The organism is Kosakonia sp. YIM B13571 (assembly GCF_042788095.1).
Taxonomy (GTDB): Bacteria; Pseudomonadota; Gammaproteobacteria; order Enterobacterales; family Enterobacteriaceae; genus Kosakonia; species Kosakonia quasisacchari.
In genome coordinates, this window is record NZ_JBHZPL010000004.1 from 447,657 (window position 1) to 467,621 (window position 19,965).

A 19,965-nucleotide genomic window follows, 5' to 3' on the forward strand; every position below is an offset into this window, starting at 1 on the left:
ATCAGTAGCGCTGCTCAAACCCTATGCCTGCTAAGCATCGGCGCAATTCCTGTCGCAACAATAGGTTATGGCATAGTTAATGCAAAAGACCACTTTTGTTAACAACAGGGTGGCAGAATGACAAATACAACATTGACCAACGTGGTAGTAGCCAGTCCGAAAAAGTGGATGCAGCTGGCGCTGGGCTTATTGTGCATGGTTTCCATTTCCAGCCCGCAGTATGTCTGGGCCCTGCTGACGCGGCCATTTATGGAAAAACTTCACGTGCCGTTGGCGGAAATCCAGCTCACCTTTTCGCTGCTGATTATTCTGCAAACCTTCTTTTCCCCATTTCAGGGGCGGTTAATTGATAAGTTTGGCCCACGGCGGTTGATTGCCATCGGCACGGTATTGAGCGGCGTAAGCTGGATGCTGACTGCCACTATCAGCAGCCTGACGGAGCTCTATCTTTATTACGGCGTACTGGGTGGCCTTGGCACCGGCATTGTCTATATCGGCGTGGTTGGCTTGATGGTGCGATGGTTTCCGGAAAAACGCGGATTTGCCACAGGGATGGTGGCGGCCGGCTATGGTATGGGCGCGATCCTGACGACTTTCCCGGTGACCCAATCGCTGGCTGCTAAAGGGCTGGAGAATACGCTGTGGCAATTTGGCCTGCTGATGGCGGTAATCGGGTTTATCGCCAGCCAGGGGCTGCGGGCGCCGCACAGCATCCGTACAGAAGACGTCACCAGCAACCTGAAGATGAGCGACAAAAGCTTCGCGCCGAAAGAGATGCTGCGAAAACCGCTGTTCTGGTTGATGTTTGCAATGATGACCATGATGTCGACCTCGGGCCTGATGGTGACGTCGCAGATGGCCATTTTCGCTGAGGATTTCGGCATCACCGCCGTAACGGTAATGGGCATGGCAGCGCTGCCGCTGGCAATGACTATTGACCGTTTTATGAATGGGCTGACGCGCCCGGTGTGCGGTTATATTTCTGACCGGATTGGGCGAGAAAACATGATGTTTATCGCCTTTGGTCTGGAAGGCTGCGCAATGGCACTGTGGTTGCTATGCAAAGATGATCCGCTGCTGTTTGTTCTGCTTTCCGGGGTGGTATTTTTCGGCTGGGGCGAGATTTTCTCCCTGTTTCCCGCCACGCTCACCGACACCTTCGGCACGCAGCATGCCACCGCGAATTACGGCTGGCTCTATATCTCACAAGGAATTGGTTCGATTTTTGGCGGCCCGCTGGCGGCACTGCTGTACCAGAAAACCGGTAGCTGGGATCTGGTGTTTGGCTGCGCCATTACGCTGGATATTCTCTGCGCCCTGTTGGCTTTCTTTGTACTGAAACCCTGGCGTCACCGCTTCTTGCAGAGCGTGCGGACATAAACAAAAAAGGCTCCGCATGCGGAGCCTTTTCGTTACTGACCGTTAGCTGTTTAACGCCGGGCGATTACTGATGGCAATGCGCTGTGGCGCAGCGCTTTCCGGCACATTACGCAGCAGATCGATATGCAGCAGACCGTTGGTGAAAGTCGCGCCGGAGACTTCCATATAGTCGGCCAGCGTAAAGCTCAGGCTAAACGGCTGGATCACCAGCCCCTGATGCAGCCACTTCGGCTCGTTGGCCGGTTTTTCCGGCGTACCTTTGACGGTTAAACGCCCATTTTCCAGCTGGATATCCAGCTCTTCCTGGCGGAAACCGGCCAGCGCGAGGGTAATGCGGTAGTGATTGTCATCGCCCTTCTCAATGTTGTAGGGCGGAAATGCCTGTTGCTCATTGGTGGTTTGCAGGGCGTTAGCCAGTTTGTCGAAGCCGATCCATTGACGCAGCAGCGGGGATAAATCGTAGTTACGCATTGTGTTTCTCCTTCTAAGAAGCGAGTGAATACCTGCGAGCACGTAAACTCACATATGCTCCCTGTCGGCGAGCATGTTTGGGACGGGCCGCCAGTCGCGACCCTGCATAATTAGTTAATTTCGATACGACGCGGTTTTTTCTCTTCCGGGATCACGCGTTCTAAATCGACATACAGCAAGCCGTTGACCAGGTTGGCGCCTTTGACGTGGATGTTCTCTGCCAACTGGAATTTGCGCTCGAAATTGCGTTCGGCGATACCTTGATAAAGGTAAGTACGCTCTTTTTGTTCGTCGGTATGGGAACCTTTCACCACCAGCAGGTTGTCCTGCGCGGTGATTTCCAGTTCGCTTTCAGCGAAACCAGCCACAGCAATAGCGATGCGATAGTGGTTTTCATCCACTAACTCGACGTTGTACGGAGGGTAACCGCCATTGCTCTGGTTCTGGTTGTTTTCCAGCAGGTTAAACAGACGGTCAAAACCAATAGCTGAACGATAAAGCGGGGAAAGATCGAAGTTACGCATAGTTAAAGCTCCTGAAATCAGCGAGATTTTTATGCCCTCCACAATGGACAGGCAACTAACGTAGCCGAACACCCTTCCGGCATGTTCCCGGGCTACATTCCTAAAATGTGGCTAAAGGAGAGGTTTTCAAGCCCACAATTCGGACTTTTTTTTGCACTTTCTGGCACAACGCATAGACTGGGATTGCAGCACAAATGGTTAAAATGCGAATGCCGCCACAGAGCGGAGCTCGAATGCTGTCGCTTTCTCGTTCGGGAGGCTATAACCCCCCGGACAGCATTCAACCTATAAACAACGATGACAAATCGAAAATGAAAACGATTCTGATAGTTTCTGCATTGCTCAGCGGGATGGTGTTGTCGGGATGTTCAAGCGTGATGTCGCATACTGGCGGCAAAGAGGGAACGTACCCCGGCACACGCGCCAGTTCGGCGATGCTGTCTGATGATGACACCGGCATTGGCACTAAATCACTGGTGGCGCTGGATATGCCCTTTACCGCCATCCTGGATACCTTACTGTTGCCGTGGGATCTTTTCCGCCGCGATAATTCTCTCAAATCGCGGGTGGAACAAAGCGAGAAAGCCACGCTTGCGACCGATTCGGTGATCCCACCCGCCCCCATGCCAGCGCATTAAATTACCAACCGGTTTCCGTCACCCATAGTTGGCGGAAACCGTCCACCTCTTCCATCCAGGCAATCTGCTTACCGTCCGGTGAAAACACCACCGCATCCGCCGACGGTGGGTTTCCATGATCGGCACTCAAAAAGGTGATATCACCATGCTGCACATCGCACATCGCCAGGCGATTATCGAGCACAAACCCCAGCGCCTCACCGGAAGGATGCCAGTTAAAAGCTGACTGAATTCCATGTGCCGTGTGCGTTAACTGGCGCGGTTCGCCGCCGTCCGGGCTTATCAGCCACAATTGCACAATGCCATTGTCGTCGCACATCAGAAAGGCGATTGCCGTGGCTTGCGGATTGCTGCGCACCCAGTGACGCGGCACATTCACTAATCCTGGGTAGCGGCGGTGATGGGTAAATGTCAGGCGCTTTTGCATCACGCCTTTTGGCGGCGCGGGCATAGTTTGCTCGCTGCCCGCAAGCGGGGCATCACCCGGTGTTTTCCAGCCCCGCTCATCGCCGGGAAGCGCGACAATAAACAGCTCCGGCACTTTTTCACCGCTGTGCGATAAGGTATCGCCGATAAATGCCAGATGCTGGTTGCCCACCCAACCCTCTTCATACGCGCGGTTTATCTCATCGCTGCCCGGTTGCGGCACGGGCGTCGTGCGGCTGACCAAAACACTCCAGTGGCTTCCGCTATATTCGCGTGGATGAGTACAAGGCGGCGTTACCGGGCCAAACGGCACCGCAACGCCGACATTGCGTAAATCCAGGGCCGGATCGCGCTCGTGCAATACATGGTCGTTATACGTGAAGCTCACAAACTCGCCATTCGGGCTAAACACATGCACATGTGTGCCGCCGCGTAACGCTCCGGGGGTGTAAGGCGCGGTAATGTCCAGCGCATCAAGATTACGGGCGATACCGTTCGCCAACATCACGCCGCGCCGATGGTGAAAGTCATACTGCCAGCTGGTGTCCGGGTTTTCCGGGCCGTGGATAAAGACATACTCTTCCGCTTTAGGGTTCACCGTCACCACACCAACATGCGCACCGTTTGTTGCGGTATACAGCACCTCAACGTCACCGTTGCGCACATTGACCCGCTCAATGGTTTTGCCGGTAAACGATGCGCCGGAAGGGCGAACATCAAAAACCAGCCACTGACTGTCCGCAGTCCAGGTGTTGATATTGGTAAGTTGATGATTGCGCGGGGCAAAGGTGAGCTGTTTCATGAAAAGACCCTGAAGTCATAATGTTGCTTCAGGGTATCGCAATGCGCGGGATCCGCCTACTCTGCACTTCACGGTCTCTTCACAGACACGGTTTAGCCTTCCTCGCTCGACACAGGAGGAAATGATGCAGCATTTTGACGTGGCAATAATCGGTTTGGGGCCTGCGGGTGCAGCGCTGGCGAGGCAGTTAGCAGGAAATCTTAGCGTTATCGCGCTGGATAAAAAGCAGCAGCAGGGCAATCGCGGCTTTAAAAAACCTTGCGGTGGATTGCTGGCACCCGATGCGCAGCGGGCGTTTATCCGTGCAGGTATTACACTCCCGGTGCAGGTGATGGCCGATCCACAGATTTTTAGCGTGCGTACGGTCGATGTGCAAAGTGGCTTTACGCGAAACTACCAGCGCAGTTACTTGAATATCGATCGCCACGCGTTTGATTTGTGGATGAAATCGTTGATTCCACCCTCGATCAACATTTACCACGATGCGCTGTGTCGAAAAATCTGGCGTGAAAACGGTCTCTGGCATCTGACATTTTGCGCCGAAGGTGCGGAATCCACTGTGACATGCCGTTATCTGGTGGGCGCAGACGGCGCAAACTCAATGGTGCGACGGGTGCTCTACCCTGCGCATGAAATTCGCAAATATGTTGCGCTGCAACAGTGGTTTAAAGACCGACATCCACAGCCGTTCTACTCCTGCGTTTTTGATAACGCGACCACCGATTGTTATGCATGGAGCATCAGCAAAGAGGGCTACTTTATTTTTGGCGGCGCGTTTGCGTTGAAAAACAGCCGTGAAAATTTTGAGGCGCTGAAAACGCGGCTGGAGGCGTTTGATTTTCGCTTCGGCGAGGTGATGAAAAGCGAGAAATGTACGGTGTTATGCCCGTCGCGCTGGGACGATTTTGTCTGCGGAAAAGAGAATGCATTTTTGATCGGTGAAGCGGCCGGTTTTATCAGCGCCAGCTCGCTCGAAGGCATCAGCTATGCGCTCGATAGCGCCGAAATCCTCAGCGACGTGCTTTGTAGTACGCCGGATAACGCGAATAACGTCTACCGCCGAAAAACGCGGGGATTACGCGTAAAACTGCTGGGAAAAATCATCAAAAATCGCGTTCTGACAACACCATGGTTACGCAAATGGATCATGAAAAGCGGTGTTGCACATATTCCACTTACAGCAGAGAAACCGACAACTGCGGCAAGGGCATAGCGCCCTTGCGCATGTTGCGGCTTAGATCAGGGCAAATTTCTCAATCGCGTAGGCAACACCGTCTTCCAGGTTTGATTTGGTGACGAAATTCGCCGCCTCTTTCACCGACGGGATGGCATTATCCATCGCCACGCCAACGCCTGCGTATTCAATCATGGCGATGTCATTTTCCTGATCGCCAATCGCCATGATCTCCTCTTGCTTGATATTCAGCGCATCGGCCAGCGATTTTACGCCGGTGCCTTTGTTCACGCGTTTATCGAGGATTTCGAGGAAGTACGGCGCGCTTTTCAGCACGGTATATTTCTCTTTTACTTCCTGCGGAATACGGGCAATGGCCTGATCGAGAACGGTTGGTTCATCAATCATCATCACTTTCAGCAACTGAATTGCCGGATCCATTTTCTCCGCTTCGCAGAACACCAGCGGAATAGTGGCAACGTAAGATTCATGCACCGTGTAGTAACTGATGTCGCGGTTAGCGGTGTAGAGCGTGTTGCGATCCAGCGCGTGAAAGTGAGAACCCACTTCGCGGGAAAGTTTTTCCAGAAAGCGATAATCATCATAGCTCAGCGCAGTTTGCGCGACGGTGCTGCCATCGCTGGCATTCTGTACCAGTGCGCCGTTATAGGTAATGCAATAATCCCCTTCCCGTTCCATATGCAGCTCTTTCATGTAGCTGTGTACGCCCGCGTAAGGCCGGCCGGTGGTCAGCACTACGTTAATGCCGCGTTCGCGCGCAACGGCGATGGCGTTTTTAACCGCGGGAGAGATGGTGTGGTCCGGCAGCAGCAGCGTGCCGTCCATATCGATTGCAATAAGTTTAATAGCCATGAGATCCCCAGATGAGATATTTCCAGGCTCATGCTAACGCGATTCTGCTCAAAAAACAGCACGGAGATGGCGGGAAAAGGGGGATAGAAACGGGGCGGGAAGTGCCTCTTTTAGGTTTTCCCCTCTCCGGATGGAGAGGGGAAACAGCGGATCAGATATCGATATTCGCCGCTTTCAGGGCGTTTTCTTCGATAAAGGCACGACGCGGTTCAACTGCATCGCCCATCAGCGTGGTGAACAGCTGGTCTGCAGCAATCGCGTCTTTGACGGTCACGCGCAGCATACGGCGGCTGTCCGGATCCATGGTGGTTTCCCACAGCTGATCCGGGTTCATTTCGCCCAGACCTTTATAACGCTGAATAGCGAGGCCACGGCGAGACTCTTTCACCAGCCAGTCCAGCGCCTGCTCGAAGCTGGCAACCGGCTGACGGCGCTCGCCGCGTTCGATAAAGGCGTCTTCTTCGATTAGGCCACGCAGCTTTTCACCCAACGCGCAGAGACGACGATATTCGCCACCGACAACAAACTCGTTATCCAGTGGATAATCGGTGTCGACGCCGTGAGTACGTACGCGAATGATCGGCTCGAAGTGGTTCAGCTCGCTATTAACACGCACATCGTACTTCCACTGGCTGCCGTGCTGCTCTTTTTCGTTCAGCTCGGTGACCAGAGCATTTACCCAACGCGTCACTTTCTGTTCGTCGGAAAGGTCGGCTTCGGCCAGCGTCGGCTGATACACCAGCTCTTTCAGCAGGGTGCGCGGGAAACGGCGCTCCATGCGGCCAATCATTTTTTGCACAGCGTTGTATTCAGCCACCAGTTTTTCCAGCGGCTCACCGGCTAACGCAGGCGCACTGGCGTTGGTATGCAGGGTTGCGCCATCAAGCGCGATAGCGATCTGGTACTGATCCATCGCTTCATCATCTTTGATGTACTGTTCCTGCTTGCCTTTCTTCACTTTGTACAGCGGCGGCTGTGCAATGTAGACATGGCCGCGCTCAACGATTTCTGGCATCTGACGGTAGAAGAATGTCAGCAGCAGCGTACGGATGTGCGAACCATCGACGTCCGCATCGGTCATGATAATGATGCTGTGGTAACGCAATTTATCCGGGTTGTACTCATCGCGGCCGATGCCGCAGCCCAGCGCAGTGATAAGCGTCGCTACTTCCTGCGAAGAGAGCATCTTGTCGAAACGCGCTTTCTCAACGTTAAGGATTTTACCTTTCAGCGGCAGAATTGCCTGGTTTTTACGGTTACGGCCCTGCTTCGCAGAACCACCCGCGGAGTCCCCTTCCACCAGGTACAGTTCGGACAGCGCCGGGTCACGCTCCTGGCAATCCGCCAGTTTGCCTGGCAGGCCAGCAAGATCCAGCGCGCCTTTACGGCGGGTCATTTCACGCGCTTTACGTGCCGCTTCACGCGCACGCGCTGCGTCGATAATTTTGCCTACCACGATTTTCGCGTCGGACGGGTTTTCCAGCAGGTATTCACTGAGCAGTTCGTTCATCTGCTGTTCTACCGCCGTTTTCACCTCGGAAGAGACCAGTTTATCTTTGGTCTGCGAGGAGAATTTCGGATCCGGCACTTTCACAGACACGACCGCAATCAGGCCTTCACGCGCATCGTCGCCGGTGGCGCTGACTTTGGCTTTCTTGCTGTAACCTTCTTTATCCATGTAGGCGTTCAGCGTACGGGTCATCGCCGCGCGGAAGCCCGCAAGGTGAGTACCGCCATCACGCTGCGGAATATTGTTGGTAAAGCAGTAGATGTTTTCCTGGAAACCATCGTTCCACTGCAGGGCAACTTCGACGCCAATACCGTCTTTTTCGGTGGAGAAGTAGAAAATATTCGGGTGAATCGGGGTTTTATTTTTGTTGAGGTATTCAACAAACGCTCTGATACCACCTTCGTAGTGGAAGTGATCTTCTTTGCCGTCGCGCTTATCGCGCAGGCGAATAGAAACGCCAGAGTTCAGGAATGACAGCTCGCGCAGGCGCTTAGCCAGAATCTCATATTCAAATTCAATGACGTTGGTAAACGTTTCATAGCTCGGCCAGAAACGCACCATCGTACCGGTTTTTTCGGTATCGCCGGTAATGGCCAGCGGTGCCTGCGGGACACCGTGCTCATAAAGCTGGCGGTGAACTTTGTTGTCGCGCTGGATAACCAGCTCCAGTTTCTGCGACAGGGCGTTAACCACAGAAACGCCTACGCCATGCAGGCCACCGGAAACTTTGTAAGAGTTATCGTCGAACTTACCGCCTGCGTGCAGAACGGTCATGATCACTTCCGCAGCGGAAACCCCCTCTTCCGGGTGAATACCGGTCGGAATACCGCGGCCATCATCCTGTACGGAGACGGAGTTATCGCTATGAATAGTAACGACAATATCTTTACAGTACCCTGCGAGCGCTTCGTCGATAGCGTTATCTACCACCTCGAATACCATGTGGTGCAGACCGGTGCCGTCATCCGTATCGCCGATATACATACCCGGGCGCTTACGTACCGCATCCAGCCCTTTCAGGACTTTGATACTGGAGGAGTCATAAGAATTCGACATCAACGTTTCTCGCTCATTTAATCTTGGGTTAATCCGTTATTTTACCCTTTTCCACGGTGAACATCTTCGAATTTTTGTCCGACATGTCCATCACGTGATCAGCGCTGATAGCGCTGACGAAAACCTGCGACTGCGTAGCTTTTAAGCGGCTGGCTAGCAGCCCGCGCTTCGCGTCATCAAGTTCTGAGGCAAAATCATCTATCAGGTATAAACAGCGTCGTCCGCTTTCGCGCGTTAAAAACTCGCCCTGCGCCAGACGCAGCGCGCACATCAGGAGTTTTAGCTGCCCGCGCGACAACGTATCTTCTACCGGCGCGCCGTCCGCACGGATGCGGAAATCCGCTTTGTGCGGGCCATGCGCGGTGTAGGTCAGCATGCGATCACGCTCAAAATTGCGCTCCAGCACGTCGCCATAGTCCGTCTCTTTCTCCCAGCCGCGCTGAAAAGAGAATGTCAGGGAAAATTCCGGCAAAAATTGTTGGCAGGTATCCGCCATATCTTCAGCGATAGCGGTGCTGTATTCCGCACGCCAGCGGCTGATTTGCCCGGCCAGCGGGATAAGTTCTTTATCCCACGGACGAAGCTGCGCGTAGTGGCTCACCTGGCGCAACGCGGCGTTACGCTGTTTTAGCAAACGCTTAAGATTGCTCCAGGCGTTGAAAAAACCGGCTTCGTTGTGAAAGCATCCCCAGTCAAGGAACGCTCTTCGGTATTTGGGACCGCCGTTGAGTAAAGTAAACCCCTCCGGCGTGATCAGCTGCATTGGCATTAGTAGCGCCAGCTCCGCGACCTTGTGGCCGTCAGTGCCGTCAATGCGCACCTTGCTGTCACCGAGCTTATCCTTAGTCAGGCCAATCGCCGTTTCCCGCTCTTCGCCCTGTAAACGCCCATGCAGAACAAAAGATTCCTGCTCATGACGAATCACGCGGCCGATTTGCAAACTGCGAAACGCCCGCCCGTGGCCAAGCGTATAGATAGCTTCCAGAACGCTGGTTTTGCCGCTGCCGTTAGCACCGACCAGGAAATTAAAACCAGGGGAGAGCGCGAGATCCGCATTCTCGATGTTACGGAAGTCTTTAATAAGAAGGCGGGTCAGTGACATAGTTCAGAGTATCAGTCCAGGGGCGTGAGTGTCGCAGCCAGTTCGTCTACCGCCAGCGCACAGAAAGCGGAGCGTACACGAAGTACGTAAGCATTTCGAGCACTGCCGGAAGGCGAAATGGCAAGTAAACCAGCCCCTTTTAATCACTACAAACGCATTGGCATAACAACATAGGCTGCGCTTTGACTCGCCGCATCCTCAATCTGCACACTGGAAACCGAATCCGTCAGCAGAATACGCACATTTTCGCATTTCAGTGCATTCAGTACGTCCAGCACGTAGCTGACGTTAAAGCCGATTTCCATTTCGCTCCCGCCGTAGGTGACGTCGAGAAACTCTTCCGCTTCTTCCTGCTCCGGGTTGTTGGCGGTGATTTTGATCTGGTTCTCACTGACATACAGACGCACGCCGCGGAATTTCTCGTTAGAGAGGATCGCCGCCCGGGCAAACGCCTGTTTCAGCGAATCACAGCCCGCTTCGAGGGTTTTATCCGGGTTTTTCGGCAACACGCGGCGATAATCCGGGAAACGACCATCCACCAGCTTGGACGTAAAAATGAAATCGCCGACGTGCGCGCGGATGTTATTGCTGCCAATCTGCACGCGCAGCGGCGTGTCACCGCCGTCAAGCATACGCATCAGCTCAATCACCCCTTTACGCGGCACGATCACCGAATGGCTCGGCAGCGCCTGGCCAATCGGCATTGAGCAGACCGCCAGACGGTGGCCGTCAGTCGCGACTGTGCGCAACTCTTCGCCTTCGGTTTCAAACAGCATACCGTTTAAGTAGTAACGCACATCCTGATGCGCCATTGAAAACTGCGTCGCTTCGATCAGGCGTTTCATGGTGGCCTGCGGGAGCGTGAACTCCACTTCGCTTTGCCAGTCGTCCAGATTCGGGAAATCCGCAGCAGGCAGAGTAGAAAGAGAGAAACGGCTGCGCCCGGAACGGATCAGCATACGATCGCCTTCCAGTTGCACGGCGATTTCTGCGCCTTCTGGCAGACCGCGACAGATGTCGAAGAATTTACGCGCCGGTACGGTGGTCGCTCCCTGTTCATGCGGCTGGACTAACGCAAGGCGCGCCACCATCTCCATTTCGAGATCGGTGCCGGTCAACGACAGAGCGCCTTCAGTAACCTGCAGCAGCAGATTACCGAGGATAGGCAATGTCGGACGTCCGCCCAGCGGGCCGCTTACCTGTTGCAGCGGCTTTAATAAATGTTCACGTTCAACGGTAAATTTCATAGCGTCACGAAGATAATGTTCTGATTAAATTGGAAAAATCTTCTTTGATATCATGGCTTTCTTCACGCAACTGCTCAATCTTACGGCAGGCATGCAGCACGGTAGTATGGTCGCGGCCACCAAATGCATCGCCGATTTCCGGCAGACTGTGGTTGGTCAGCTCCTTTGCCAGCGCCATCGCCATCTGACGCGGGCGGGCTACCGAACGGGATCGACGCTTCGACAGCAGATCCGCTACCTTGATCTTGTAATACTCCGCCACCGTCTTTTGAATATTGTCGATGGTGACCAGTTTTTCCTGCAACGCCAGCAAATCGCGTAGCGCCTCACGGACAAAATCGATAGTAATCGCGCGGCCAGTAAAGTTGGCGTTGGCGATAACACGGTTCAACGCCCCTTCCAGTTCACGCACGTTAGAGCGCAGGCGCTTAGCAATAAAGAAGGCCACTTCACCCGGCAGACGGATATCGTTTTCGTCGGCCTTTTTCATCAGGATCGCTACCCGAGTTTCCAGCTCCGGCGGCTCGATCGCCACCGTTAACCCCCAACCGAAGCGGGATTTCAGACGATCCTCAACGCCGTTGATCTCTTTTGGATAACGATCCGACGTCAAAATGATCTGCTGATTGCCTTCAAGTAAGGCGTTAAAAGTGTGGAAAAACTCTTCCTGGGATCGTTCTTTATTGGCAAAGAATTGAATATCGTCGATCAGCAGGGCATCAACGGAGCGGTAGTAGCGTTTAAACTCTTCGATCGCATTGTTTTGCAGGGCTTTTACCATGTCCTGGACAAAACGTTCGGAGTGCATATACACCACTTTAGCATTGGGCTTTCGCGCCACGATGCCGTTACCCACAGCGTGCAACAAGTGCGTTTTACCGAGACCGGTTCCGCCATATAAAAACAACGGGTTATACGCACCGCCGGGGTTATCCGCTACCTGACGAGCCGCCGCACGAGCCAGCTGGTTAGACTTACCTTCAACGAAGTTATCAAAGGTATGTTTCACGTTAACGTTTGAGCGGTAGGTCGGTTCAGCCGGAGCGGGGACGTTATCCCACCCAGAGCGAGCCGCAGGTGCCGCACGCTGCACAACAACTTGCGCCGCCTGCGCGGGCGCAGCGACAACGGCTGGTTCTTTCAGGGTCTGGCTAACAGGGCGGGAGCCCACTTCAAAACGCAGCTGCGGAACATCCGTACCGCAGAAATCATTCAGCAGCCCGTTGATATTATTAAGGTACTTGTCCCTAACCCAGTCGAGGACAAAACGGTTTGGCGCATACAAAGCCAGCGTGTTATCGCTCAGTTCCGCCTGCAATGGGCGTATCCACATACTAAATTCTGTGGCTGGTAACTCATCCTGCAATCGGGCAAGACACTGCTGCCAAAGCGAAAGTGACACGGCGGACTCCACTCGAACGAAAATCGATAAATAGTAAAGACAGAAACATTAATGTTTTTTGACACACGTCGATAAGACCCAACCGGGTGACGTGCGAACCGCTATTTACGGTTTTTTTGCCCTGCTCACGATCCTGGATCGCGATCGGGACCGCGGATCATAGCGTAAACCGCGCCAGAGATCTTGTGTTTCTCACAGATTCTTCACTATTTATCCACAGGGCGATTCGGAATCGGGTAAGTGTAAACGATCCAACAAGAGGTGCGAGACGATTTACGCCGCATATTGGAAAATTTAATGAGTAACGACGGTTTATTGCTTAAACGATCTAATGAAGATCCTGGAGGATCCTTGCGCTTTGCTGTTGGCTCCGTATAATTCTGCCCCCGGCGCGTCATGCTCTTCTTCGGGCGTCGAATGGTGCTTATTTTTTGTGCGGATCTGTGCAAAAATAGGAGCGCAATAAGGAAAGAGAATTGACTCCGGAGTGTACAATTATTACAATCCGGCCTCTTTAATTACCCATGGCTTGCGCGCCAGTCGTTCGATATCCGTTCAGGCATACGCAAAAGTCAGTGAATTTATTCAAGTTTAGGTAGAAACCGCCATGAAACGCACTTTTCAACCGTCTGTACTGAAGCGCAACCGTTCTCACGGCTTCCGTGCTCGTATGGCTACTAAAAATGGTCGCCAGGTTCTGGCTCGTCGTCGCGCTAAAGGCCGCGCACGTCTGACCGTTTCCAAGTAATAAAGCTAACCCCTGAGTGGTTAAGCTCGCTTTTCCCAGGGAGTTACGTTTGTTAACTCCCACTCATTTCACTTTCGTCTTCCAGCAGCCACAACGGGCTGGCACGCCGCAAATCACCATCCTCGGCCGCCTGAATTCGCTGGGGCATCCCCGTATCGGTCTTACCGTCGCCAAAAAAAACGTCAAACGCGCCCATGAACGCAATCGGATTAAACGTCTGACGCGTGAAAGTTTCCGTTTACGCCAGCATGAACTGCCGGCAATGGATTTTGTGGTGGTGGCGAAGAAAGGGGTTGCCGACCTCGATAACCGTGCTCTCTCGGAAGCGTTGGAAAAATTATGGCGCCGCCATTGTCGCCTGGCTCAAGGGTCCTGATAGCCCTCATTCGGGTCTATCAGCGCCTGATTAGTCCGCTACTCGGGCCGCACTGCCGTTTCACTCCAACCTGCTCTCACTATGGAATTGAGGCATTGCGCAGGTTTGGAGTGATAAAAGGCAGTTGGTTGACAGTGAAACGCGTATTAAAATGCCACCCTTTACACCCGGGTGGAGACGATCCCGTCCCGCCAGGACCTTCTAAAACCAGAGAACACTAACGATGGATTCGCAACGCAATCTTTTTATCATCGCTTTGTTGTTCGTGTCTTTCATGATCTGGCAAACGTGGGAGAAGGATAAAAATCCTCCTCCGGCGCAGCAGACCACGCAGACTACGACCACCGCAGCGGGTAACGCAGCCGACCAGGGCGTTCCGGCCAGTGGCCAGGGGAAACTGATTACGGTTAAAACCGACGTGCTCGAGCTGACCATCAACACCCGTGGTGGTGATGTTGAGCAGGCACTGCTTCCGACTTACCCGAAAGAGTTGGGTTCCAGCGAGCCGTTCCAGCTGTTGGAAACCACCCCGCAGTTTATCTATCAGGCGCAGAGCGGCCTGACAGGTCGTGATGGCCCGGATAACCCGGCGAACGGCCCACGTCCGCTGTATAACGTGGAAAAAGATGCGTTTGTGCTGGCTGATGGCCAGAACGAGTTGGCTATCCCGCTGACCTATACCGATGCGGCAGGCAACACCTTCACCAAAGTTTTCACTGTGAAACGTGGTGAATATACGGTGAACGTCGGCTATAACGTGCAGAACACCAGCGAAAAACCGCTGGAAGTGGCCGCCTTCGGTCAACTGAAGCAATCCATCAATTTGCCGTCTCATCGTGATACCGGCAGCAGCAACTTTGCGTTACATACTTTCCGCGGCGCGGCTTACTCCACGCCAGACGCGAAGTATGAGAAATACAAATTCGACACCATCGCCGATAACGAAAACCTCAACGTCAGCTCCAATGGCGGCTGGGTTGCGATGCTGCAACAGTATTTCGCTACTGCGTGGATCCCGAGCAGCAACGGTGCTAATAACTTCTATACCAGTAATCTGGGTAATGGTGTGGCTGCTATCGGCTACAAATCCCAGCCGGTTATTGTTCAGCCTGGCCAGACTACCGCGCTAAACAGCACCCTGTGGGTAGGCCCGGAGATTCAGGACAAAATGGCTGCTGCAGCACCGCACCTGGATCTGACCGTGGATTACGGTTGGTTGTGGTTCATCTCCCAGCCGCTGTTCAAGCTGTTGAAATGGATCCATAGCTTCCTTGGCAACTGGGGCTTTTCCATCATCGCTATCACCTTTATCGTGCGTGGCATCATGTACCCGCTGACCAAGGCGCAGTACACCTCCATGGCGAAAATGCGCATGCTGCAGCCGAAAATTCAGGCGATGCGTGAGCGTTTAGGTGATGATAAACAGCGCATGAGCCAGGAAATGATGGCGATGTACAAAGCGGAGAAAGTGAACCCGCTAGGCGGCTGCTTCCCGCTGCTGATTCAGATGCCAATCTTCCTCGCGCTGTATTACATGCTGATGGGTTCCGTTGAGCTGCGCCATGCGCCGTTCGCCCTGTGGATCCATGACTTATCCGCGCAAGACCCGTACTACATCCTGCCGATCCTGATGGGCATCACGATGTTCTTCATTCAGAAGATGTCGCCGACCACCGTGACCGACCCGATGCAGCAGAAGATCATGACCTTTATGCCGGTCATCTTCACGGTGTTCTTCCTGTGGTTCCCGTCCGGTCTGGTGCTGTACTATATCGTCAGCAACCTGGTGACCATTATTCAGCAGCAGCTGATTTACCGTGGTCTGGAGAAACGTGGTTTGCATAGCCGCGAGAAGAAAAGCTCCTGACAGTAAGTCATAGCTCTACGGAAGGCGGTCAACTGACCGCCTTTCTTATTTTGAGATTTCGGAAAATAAACCATGAACCACAACGACACGATTGTCGCCCAGGCAACTCCACCGGGACGCGGTGGCGTGGGCATCCTGCGTATTTCAGGCAGTAAAGCACGCGATGTGGCGCAAGCAGTGCTGGGCAAGCTACCGAAACCGCGTTATGCCGACTATCTGCCGTTTATGGATGTCGACGGCACCACGCTGGACCAGGGCATCGCGCTGTGGTTCCCCGGCCCGAACTCTTTTACTGGTGAAGACGTGCTGGAGCTGCAAGGCCACGGCGGCCCGGTGATCCTTGATCTGCTGTTAAAACGCATCCTGACGCTGCCAGGGCTGCGTATCTCCAATCCTGGTGAGTTCTCTGAGCGCGCATTCCTCAATGACAAGCTCGATCTGGCGCAGGCTGAGGCAATTGCCGACCTGATTGATGCCAGCTCTGAGCAGGCGGCGCGTTCAGCGGTGAATTCAGTGCAGGGCGCATTTTCCGCCCGCGTGAATCACCTGGTGGAAGCACTCACTCACCTGCGCATCTACGTCGAAGCGGCGATTGATTTTCCAGACGAAGAGATCGATTTCCTCTCCGATGGCAAAATCGAAGCGCAATTGAATGACGTTATCGCCGATCTGGACGCCGTACGCGCCGAAGCGCGTCAGGGTAGCCTGCTGCGCGAAGGGATGAAGGTGGTTATTGCCGGACGCCCAAATGCCGGGAAATCGAGCCTGTTGAACGCGCTGGCCGGACGCGAAGCGGCAATCGTCACCGATATCGCCGGCACCACCCGCGACGTGCTGCGCGAGCATATTCATATCGACGGTATGCCACTGCATATCATCGATACCGCCGGGCTGCGTGAAGCCAGCGACGAAGTGGAACGCATTGGTATCGAACGCGCCTGGCAGGAGATCGAGCAAGCTGATCGCGTACTGTTTATGGTGGATGGCACCACTACCGATGCCGTTGACCCGGCGGAGATCTGGCCTGATTTTATTGCCCGTCTGCCAGCGAAACTGCCGATTACCGTGGTGCGCAATAAAGCGGATGTCACCGGTGAACCGCTGGGTATGAGTGAAGTGAATAGTCACTCACTTGTTCGTCTGTCGGCACGAACGGGGGAAGGCGTGGATGTGCTACGTCAGCATCTTAAGCAGAGCATGGGTTTTGACACCAGCATGGAGGGCGGCTTCCTCGCGCGTCGTCGTCATTTACAAGCGCTGGAAACGGCCGCAGAGCATCTGCAACAGGGTAAAGCACAACTGTTAGGCGCATGGGCAGGTGAACTGCTTGCCGAAGAGCTACGCCTTGCGCAACAAAACTTAAGTGAAATCACCGGCGAGTTTACCTCAGACGATTTGCTGGGGCGCATTTTCTCAAGTTTCTGTATTGGTAAGTAATGACATGGCGGCCGTTTTAACGGCCGTTTGTGTTACTACGGTGGATTTTCCTAAAGTGTTTCGGATCAGCGAAAGAAAGTGTAAATATCCCCATTAGGACTTTTCAGATGCGAATTTCCGCATTAAAACCTATGCAGTATGGGCGATAATATTGATTATCGATTCGATCAACTCAGACCATTATCACGGAGAGAAAAATGGCGACGCACTTTGCAAGAGGGATCCTGTCAGAAGGGCATCTCATCTCTACCCGGTTACCGCTAGCCTGCCATGATACGGCGCGCCAGCTTCCAGAACATCGCCGCTCACGCTTTCTCGCTTCCCGCGCGTTACTCGCTGAAATGCTGTTTATGCTTTACGGCGCGAGCGAGCTACCGGAAATTGAAATTGAACCCAGCGGTCGACCGAGGTTCGTCGACAGCAGCCTGCCGCATTTCTCACTGGCGTATGCCGGGAACATGGTCGGTGTGGCAATCACCACCGAAGGCGAATGCGGGCTGGATATGGAGTTACAGCGCGCAACGCGCAGTTTTCATAGCCCACACGGACATAAACACACGTTCACCAATAATGAGCAGCTGTGGATCAACAACCAAAACGATGCTAACGAAGCGCAAACTCAGCTTTTGACCATACGTCAGAGCGTAATGAAGCTACTGCACCAGATGCAGGATGAACCGGGCCAGCTACAGTTATTGCCGGGATCCGGGCGTCTTCGCGCCGCACAACTGGCGCAGGTGGAAGTGATGTGTGATGCGGAAGATGTACTGATTTGGTCGGTCGCGGTGAGTCCGGCAATCGAAAGCCTGAAGATCTGGGAATTCGACAGCCAAAAAGGGTGGCGTTATCTTTCTGATGTGCAAACGCGCGCTAACGATCCCGCATCCCGCTTAATGCGCTTCACCAGTCTGCCTGCGGAAAAAGCCCTGATCCTTAATTGATCCCTACACAGGAGTCATTATGTCTGCTGAACTCAAGGTTGTGACACTTCTCGGGAGCCTGCGCAAAGGCTCATTTAATGCCATGGTTGCACGCACGTTACCGAAACTCGCCCCGGCAGGAATGGAGATTACACCGCTGCCTTCCATTGCTGATGTCCCGCTGTATGACGCCGATATTCAGCAAGAAGAAGGTTTCCCGCAAAGTGTGGAAGCGATCGCGGCACAAATCCGCGCAGCGGACGGCGTGGTCATTGTAACGCCTGAGTATAACTACTCGGTGCCTGGCGGCCTGAAGAATGCCATCGACTGGTTATCACGTCTGCCGGAGCAGCCGCTGGCCGGAAAACCTGTTTTGATTCAGACAAGCTCTATGGGCGCGATTGGCGGCGCACGCTGCCAGTATCATTTACGCCAGATCCTGGTGTTCCTGGATGCGATGGTAATGAACAAGCCGGAATTTATGGGCGGCGTGATCCAGAACAAGGTGGATCAGCAAACGGGAGAAGTGGTCGATCAAAGCACGCTCGACCATTTGACCGGGCAACTAACGGCTTTTGGTGATTATATTCAGCGCGTTAAGCGGTAGCGGAAAATCCCTCTCCCTTTCGGGAGAGGGAGAAAGATTAATGCGCGTCGATAAAGACGATTTTCAGCAGGAACAATACCGCAACCACCAGCACACACGGGCTCAGATCGCGCAGGCGACCGGTGCCAATCTTCATCACACAGTAAGAGATAAAGCCGAGCGCGATACCTTCGGTAATCGAGAAGCTAAACGGCATCATCACTGCGGTGATAAACGCGGGTACGGCTTCTGTCAGGTCGTCCCACTTCACGCGCGCGAGGCTGGATGTCATCAGCACGCCAACATAAATCAGCGCACCAGCAGCGGCATACGCCGGAACCATGCCCGCCAGCGGCGACAAGAAGATAACCAGCAAGAACAGCAGACCCACCACCACAGCGGTCAGGCCAGTACGTCCACCCACGGACACACCAGAAGACGATTCGATATACGCTGTAACGGAAGAGGTGCCGATAAACGAACCGGCGACCGAAGAGATGCTGTCAACGTACAGTGCCTGCTTCATGCGCGGGAATTTGCCGCTCTCATCCACCAGCCCGGCTTTATCCGTCACGCCAATCAGCGTGCCGGAAGAGTCGAACAGGTTAACCAGCATAAACGAGAAGATCACGCCCGCCAGACCGATATTAAACGAACCCGCGAGGTCAACATTGCCAACAACGGATGCAACGCTCGGCGGCGCGGAAACAATGCCGTGGTACTGCACATCGCCCATCAGCCAGCCCAACAGCGTCGTCACAACAATAGAAATCAATACAGCGGCGTGAATATTACGCGACGCCAGAATCGCGATGATAAAGAAACCGAGTACGCCCAGCAGAACACTGTGAGACGTCAGGTTGCCAATGCTCACCAGCGTGTCTTTGTTGGCGACAATAACACCGGCATTTTTCAGCCCCATCATGCCAATAAATAAGCCGATACCACTGGTGATGCCAACACGCAGGCTAACCGGGATATTGGCAATCATCCAGTAACGGACGCGGAAAATGGTCAACAGCAGCAGACCGACCGCGCCCCAGAAAATCGCACCCATGCCAATCTGCCAGGAGAGGCCCATCGCGCCAACAACCACGAACGCAAAGAAAGCATTCAGCCCCATGGCCGGCGCCAGTGCGACCGGCAAATTAGCCACCAGCCCCATCAGAATGCTGCCAAAAGCGGCAATCAGGCAGGTTGTCACAAATACTGCGCTGGTATCCATTCCGGCGACGCCCAGAATCTGGGGGTTAACAAAAACGATATACACCATCGTCAAAAAGGTCGTGAAACCGGCGATCACTTCGGTGCGTGCCGAAGTGCCGTGCTCGCGCAGTTTAAACACGCGGTCAAGCAACCCCTGGTTTGAGGCCTGGGTAGAGTGTTGTTGGCTCATTATCAATTTCCGGAATAGGAAGGAAAATTC

Annotated in this window: 19 protein-coding genes and 1 other annotated feature; of the genes, 10 read left to right on the forward strand and 9 right to left on the reverse strand. The window is 53.8% G+C overall.

Annotated features, from left to right (window positions below; all coding sequences use genetic code 11):
- The first annotated feature begins 117 nt into the window (after positions 1-117).
- Positions 118-1,380, forward strand: a complete 1,263-nt coding sequence (gene oxlT / locus ACFX4O_RS13640) for an oxalate/formate MFS antiporter (protein WP_131413050.1) — start codon at positions 118-120, stop codon at positions 1,378-1,380.
- Between the two features lie 42 nt (positions 1,381-1,422).
- Here the strand turns inward: oxlT and ibpB are convergent, their stop codons facing one another.
- Positions 1,423-1,851 carry a small heat shock chaperone IbpB gene (ibpB, locus tag ACFX4O_RS13645; protein WP_131413048.1) on the reverse strand — a complete coding sequence of 143 codons (429 nt, stop codon included), beginning with the start codon at positions 1,849-1,851 and terminating at the stop codon, positions 1,423-1,425.
- Between the two features lie 110 nt (positions 1,852-1,961).
- Positions 1,962-2,375, reverse strand: coding sequence for a small heat shock chaperone IbpA (gene ibpA, locus ACFX4O_RS13650; RefSeq protein ID WP_017458080.1), 414 nt, complete (start codon positions 2,373-2,375; stop codon positions 1,962-1,964).
- Positions 2,369-2,444: a sequence feature (ROSE (Repression Of Heat Shock gene Expression) occurs in the 5'-region of heat shock genes and acts as an RNA thermometer to modulate expression.), on the reverse strand. Its footprint overlaps the gene before it by 7 nt.
- Before the next feature lie 242 nt (positions 2,445-2,686).
- Between ibpA and ACFX4O_RS13655 the strand changes: the two genes are divergently transcribed.
- Entirely contained in the window at positions 2,687-3,013 is a 327-nt protein-coding gene (locus ACFX4O_RS13655) for a YceK/YidQ family lipoprotein (RefSeq protein WP_131413046.1), read from the forward strand.
- Position 3,014: 1 nt separating this feature from the next.
- Here ACFX4O_RS13655 and ACFX4O_RS13660 read toward each other — a convergent pair whose 3' ends face one another.
- On the reverse strand, positions 3,015-4,241 hold the full coding sequence (locus tag ACFX4O_RS13660; RefSeq protein ID WP_380209293.1) for a DUF3748 domain-containing protein: 1,227 nt from the start codon (positions 4,239-4,241) through the stop codon (positions 3,015-3,017).
- Positions 4,242-4,365: 124 nt separating this feature from the next.
- On the opposite strand from ACFX4O_RS13660, the gene ACFX4O_RS13665 reads away from it, so the two are divergent.
- Positions 4,366-5,454: an FAD-binding protein gene (locus ACFX4O_RS13665; protein ID WP_380209569.1), complete on the forward strand. Its 1,089-nt coding sequence runs from the start codon at positions 4,366-4,368 to the stop codon at positions 5,452-5,454.
- 21 nt (positions 5,455-5,475) lie between these two features.
- On the opposite strand, the gene yidA is transcribed toward ACFX4O_RS13665, so the two are convergent.
- The 5 genes from yidA to dnaA all read right to left on the reverse strand — a co-directional run bounded on the left by yidA (position 5,476) and on the right by dnaA (position 12,605).
- On the reverse strand, positions 5,476-6,288 hold the full coding sequence (gene yidA / locus ACFX4O_RS13670) for a sugar-phosphatase (RefSeq protein ID WP_380209291.1): 813 nt from the start codon (positions 6,286-6,288) through the stop codon (positions 5,476-5,478).
- A 151-nt stretch (positions 6,289-6,439) separates the two neighbouring features.
- Entirely contained in the window at positions 6,440-8,854 is a 2,415-nt protein-coding gene (gyrB, locus tag ACFX4O_RS13675) for a DNA topoisomerase (ATP-hydrolyzing) subunit B (protein WP_380209290.1), read from the reverse strand.
- A gap of 28 nt (positions 8,855-8,882) precedes the next feature.
- Positions 8,883-9,956 (reverse strand): DNA replication/repair protein RecF, encoded by a 1,074-nt coding sequence (gene recF, locus ACFX4O_RS13680; protein ID WP_380209288.1) that lies wholly within the window; start codon positions 9,954-9,956, stop codon positions 8,883-8,885.
- 146 nt (positions 9,957-10,102) lie between these two features.
- Positions 10,103-11,203 (reverse strand): DNA polymerase III subunit beta, encoded by a 1,101-nt coding sequence (dnaN, locus tag ACFX4O_RS13685; RefSeq protein ID WP_131413036.1) that lies wholly within the window; start codon positions 11,201-11,203, stop codon positions 10,103-10,105.
- A 4-nt stretch (positions 11,204-11,207) separates the two neighbouring features.
- Positions 11,208-12,605, reverse strand: coding sequence for a chromosomal replication initiator protein DnaA (gene dnaA, locus ACFX4O_RS13690; RefSeq protein WP_131413034.1), 1,398 nt, complete (start codon positions 12,603-12,605; stop codon positions 11,208-11,210).
- 607 nt (positions 12,606-13,212) lie between these two features.
- Here dnaA and rpmH point away from each other — a divergent pair.
- The 7 genes from rpmH to ACFX4O_RS13725 all read left to right on the forward strand — a co-directional run bounded on the left by rpmH (position 13,213) and on the right by ACFX4O_RS13725 (position 18,560).
- Positions 13,213-13,353, forward strand: coding sequence for a 50S ribosomal protein L34 (gene rpmH, locus ACFX4O_RS13695; protein WP_000831330.1), 141 nt, complete (start codon positions 13,213-13,215; stop codon positions 13,351-13,353).
- A 16-nt stretch (positions 13,354-13,369) separates the two neighbouring features.
- Positions 13,370-13,729, forward strand: a complete 360-nt coding sequence (rnpA, locus tag ACFX4O_RS13700; RefSeq protein ID WP_017458071.1) for a ribonuclease P protein component — start codon at positions 13,370-13,372, stop codon at positions 13,727-13,729.
- Positions 13,693-13,950, forward strand: coding sequence for a membrane protein insertion efficiency factor YidD (gene yidD, locus ACFX4O_RS13705; protein ID WP_017458070.1), 258 nt, complete (start codon positions 13,693-13,695; stop codon positions 13,948-13,950). The genes rnpA and yidD overlap by 37 nt, the downstream gene beginning before the upstream one ends.
- Before the next feature lie 2 nt (positions 13,951-13,952).
- Complete coding sequence (yidC, locus tag ACFX4O_RS13710; protein ID WP_380209284.1) at positions 13,953-15,596, forward strand: membrane protein insertase YidC; 1,644 nt, start codon at positions 13,953-13,955, stop codon at positions 15,594-15,596.
- A gap of 72 nt (positions 15,597-15,668) precedes the next feature.
- A complete protein-coding gene (gene mnmE / locus ACFX4O_RS13715) occupies positions 15,669-17,033 on the forward strand; it encodes a tRNA uridine-5-carboxymethylaminomethyl(34) synthesis GTPase MnmE (RefSeq protein ID WP_380209282.1) in 1,365 nt (454 codons plus the stop codon).
- A gap of 197 nt (positions 17,034-17,230) precedes the next feature.
- The gene (locus tag ACFX4O_RS13720) at positions 17,231-17,974 is read left to right on the forward strand and encodes a 4'-phosphopantetheinyl transferase superfamily protein (protein ID WP_131413028.1); all 744 of its coding nucleotides are present in this window, start codon (positions 17,231-17,233) and stop codon (positions 17,972-17,974) included.
- 19 nt (positions 17,975-17,993) lie between these two features.
- Positions 17,994-18,560 carry an NADPH-dependent FMN reductase gene (locus ACFX4O_RS13725; RefSeq protein WP_131413026.1) on the forward strand — a complete coding sequence of 189 codons (567 nt, stop codon included), beginning with the start codon at positions 17,994-17,996 and terminating at the stop codon, positions 18,558-18,560.
- A gap of 37 nt (positions 18,561-18,597) precedes the next feature.
- Here ACFX4O_RS13725 and ACFX4O_RS13730 read toward each other — a convergent pair whose 3' ends face one another.
- A complete protein-coding gene (locus tag ACFX4O_RS13730; protein WP_131413024.1) occupies positions 18,598-19,935 on the reverse strand; it encodes an NCS2 family permease in 1,338 nt (445 codons plus the stop codon).
- Positions 19,936-19,965 lie beyond the last annotated feature (30 nt).

Excerpts from the sequence above, each read along its gene's own strand:
- oxlT (WP_131413050.1), top strand. The coding sequence starts at position 118 with ATGACAAATACAACATTGACCAACGTGGTAGTAGCCAGTCCGAAAAAG.
- ibpB (WP_131413048.1), bottom strand. The coding sequence starts at position 1,851 with ATGCGTAACTACGATTTATCCCCGCTGCTGCGTCAATGGATCGGCTTC.
- ibpA (WP_017458080.1), bottom strand. The coding sequence starts at position 2,375 with ATGCGTAACTTCGATCTTTCCCCGCTTTATCGTTCAGCTATTGGTTTT.
- ACFX4O_RS13655 (WP_131413046.1), top strand. The coding sequence starts at position 2,687 with ATGAAAACGATTCTGATAGTTTCTGCATTGCTCAGCGGGATGGTGTTG.
- ACFX4O_RS13660 (WP_380209293.1), bottom strand. The coding sequence starts at position 4,241 with ATGAAACAGCTCACCTTTGCCCCGCGCAATCATCAACTTACCAATATC.
- ACFX4O_RS13665 (WP_380209569.1), top strand. The coding sequence starts at position 4,366 with ATGCAGCATTTTGACGTGGCAATAATCGGTTTGGGGCCTGCGGGTGCA.
- yidA (WP_380209291.1), bottom strand. The coding sequence starts at position 6,288 with ATGGCTATTAAACTTATTGCAATCGATATGGACGGCACGCTGCTGCTG.
- gyrB (WP_380209290.1), bottom strand. The coding sequence starts at position 8,854 with ATGTCGAATTCTTATGACTCCTCCAGTATCAAAGTCCTGAAAGGGCTG.
- recF (WP_380209288.1), bottom strand. The coding sequence starts at position 9,956 with ATGTCACTGACCCGCCTTCTTATTAAAGACTTCCGTAACATCGAGAAT.
- dnaN (WP_131413036.1), bottom strand. The coding sequence starts at position 11,203 with ATGAAATTTACCGTTGAACGTGAACATTTATTAAAGCCGCTGCAACAG.
- rpmH (WP_000831330.1), top strand. The coding sequence starts at position 13,213 with ATGAAACGCACTTTTCAACCGTCTGTACTGAAGCGCAACCGTTCTCAC.
- yidD (WP_017458070.1), top strand. The coding sequence starts at position 13,693 with ATGGCGCCGCCATTGTCGCCTGGCTCAAGGGTCCTGATAGCCCTCATT.
- yidC (WP_380209284.1), top strand. The coding sequence starts at position 13,953 with ATGGATTCGCAACGCAATCTTTTTATCATCGCTTTGTTGTTCGTGTCT.
- mnmE (WP_380209282.1), top strand. The coding sequence starts at position 15,669 with ATGAACCACAACGACACGATTGTCGCCCAGGCAACTCCACCGGGACGC.
- ACFX4O_RS13720 (WP_131413028.1), top strand. The coding sequence starts at position 17,231 with ATGGCGACGCACTTTGCAAGAGGGATCCTGTCAGAAGGGCATCTCATC.
- ACFX4O_RS13725 (WP_131413026.1), top strand. The coding sequence starts at position 17,994 with ATGTCTGCTGAACTCAAGGTTGTGACACTTCTCGGGAGCCTGCGCAAA.
- ACFX4O_RS13730 (WP_131413024.1), bottom strand. The coding sequence starts at position 19,935 with ATGAGCCAACAACACTCTACCCAGGCCTCAAACCAGGGGTTGCTTGAC.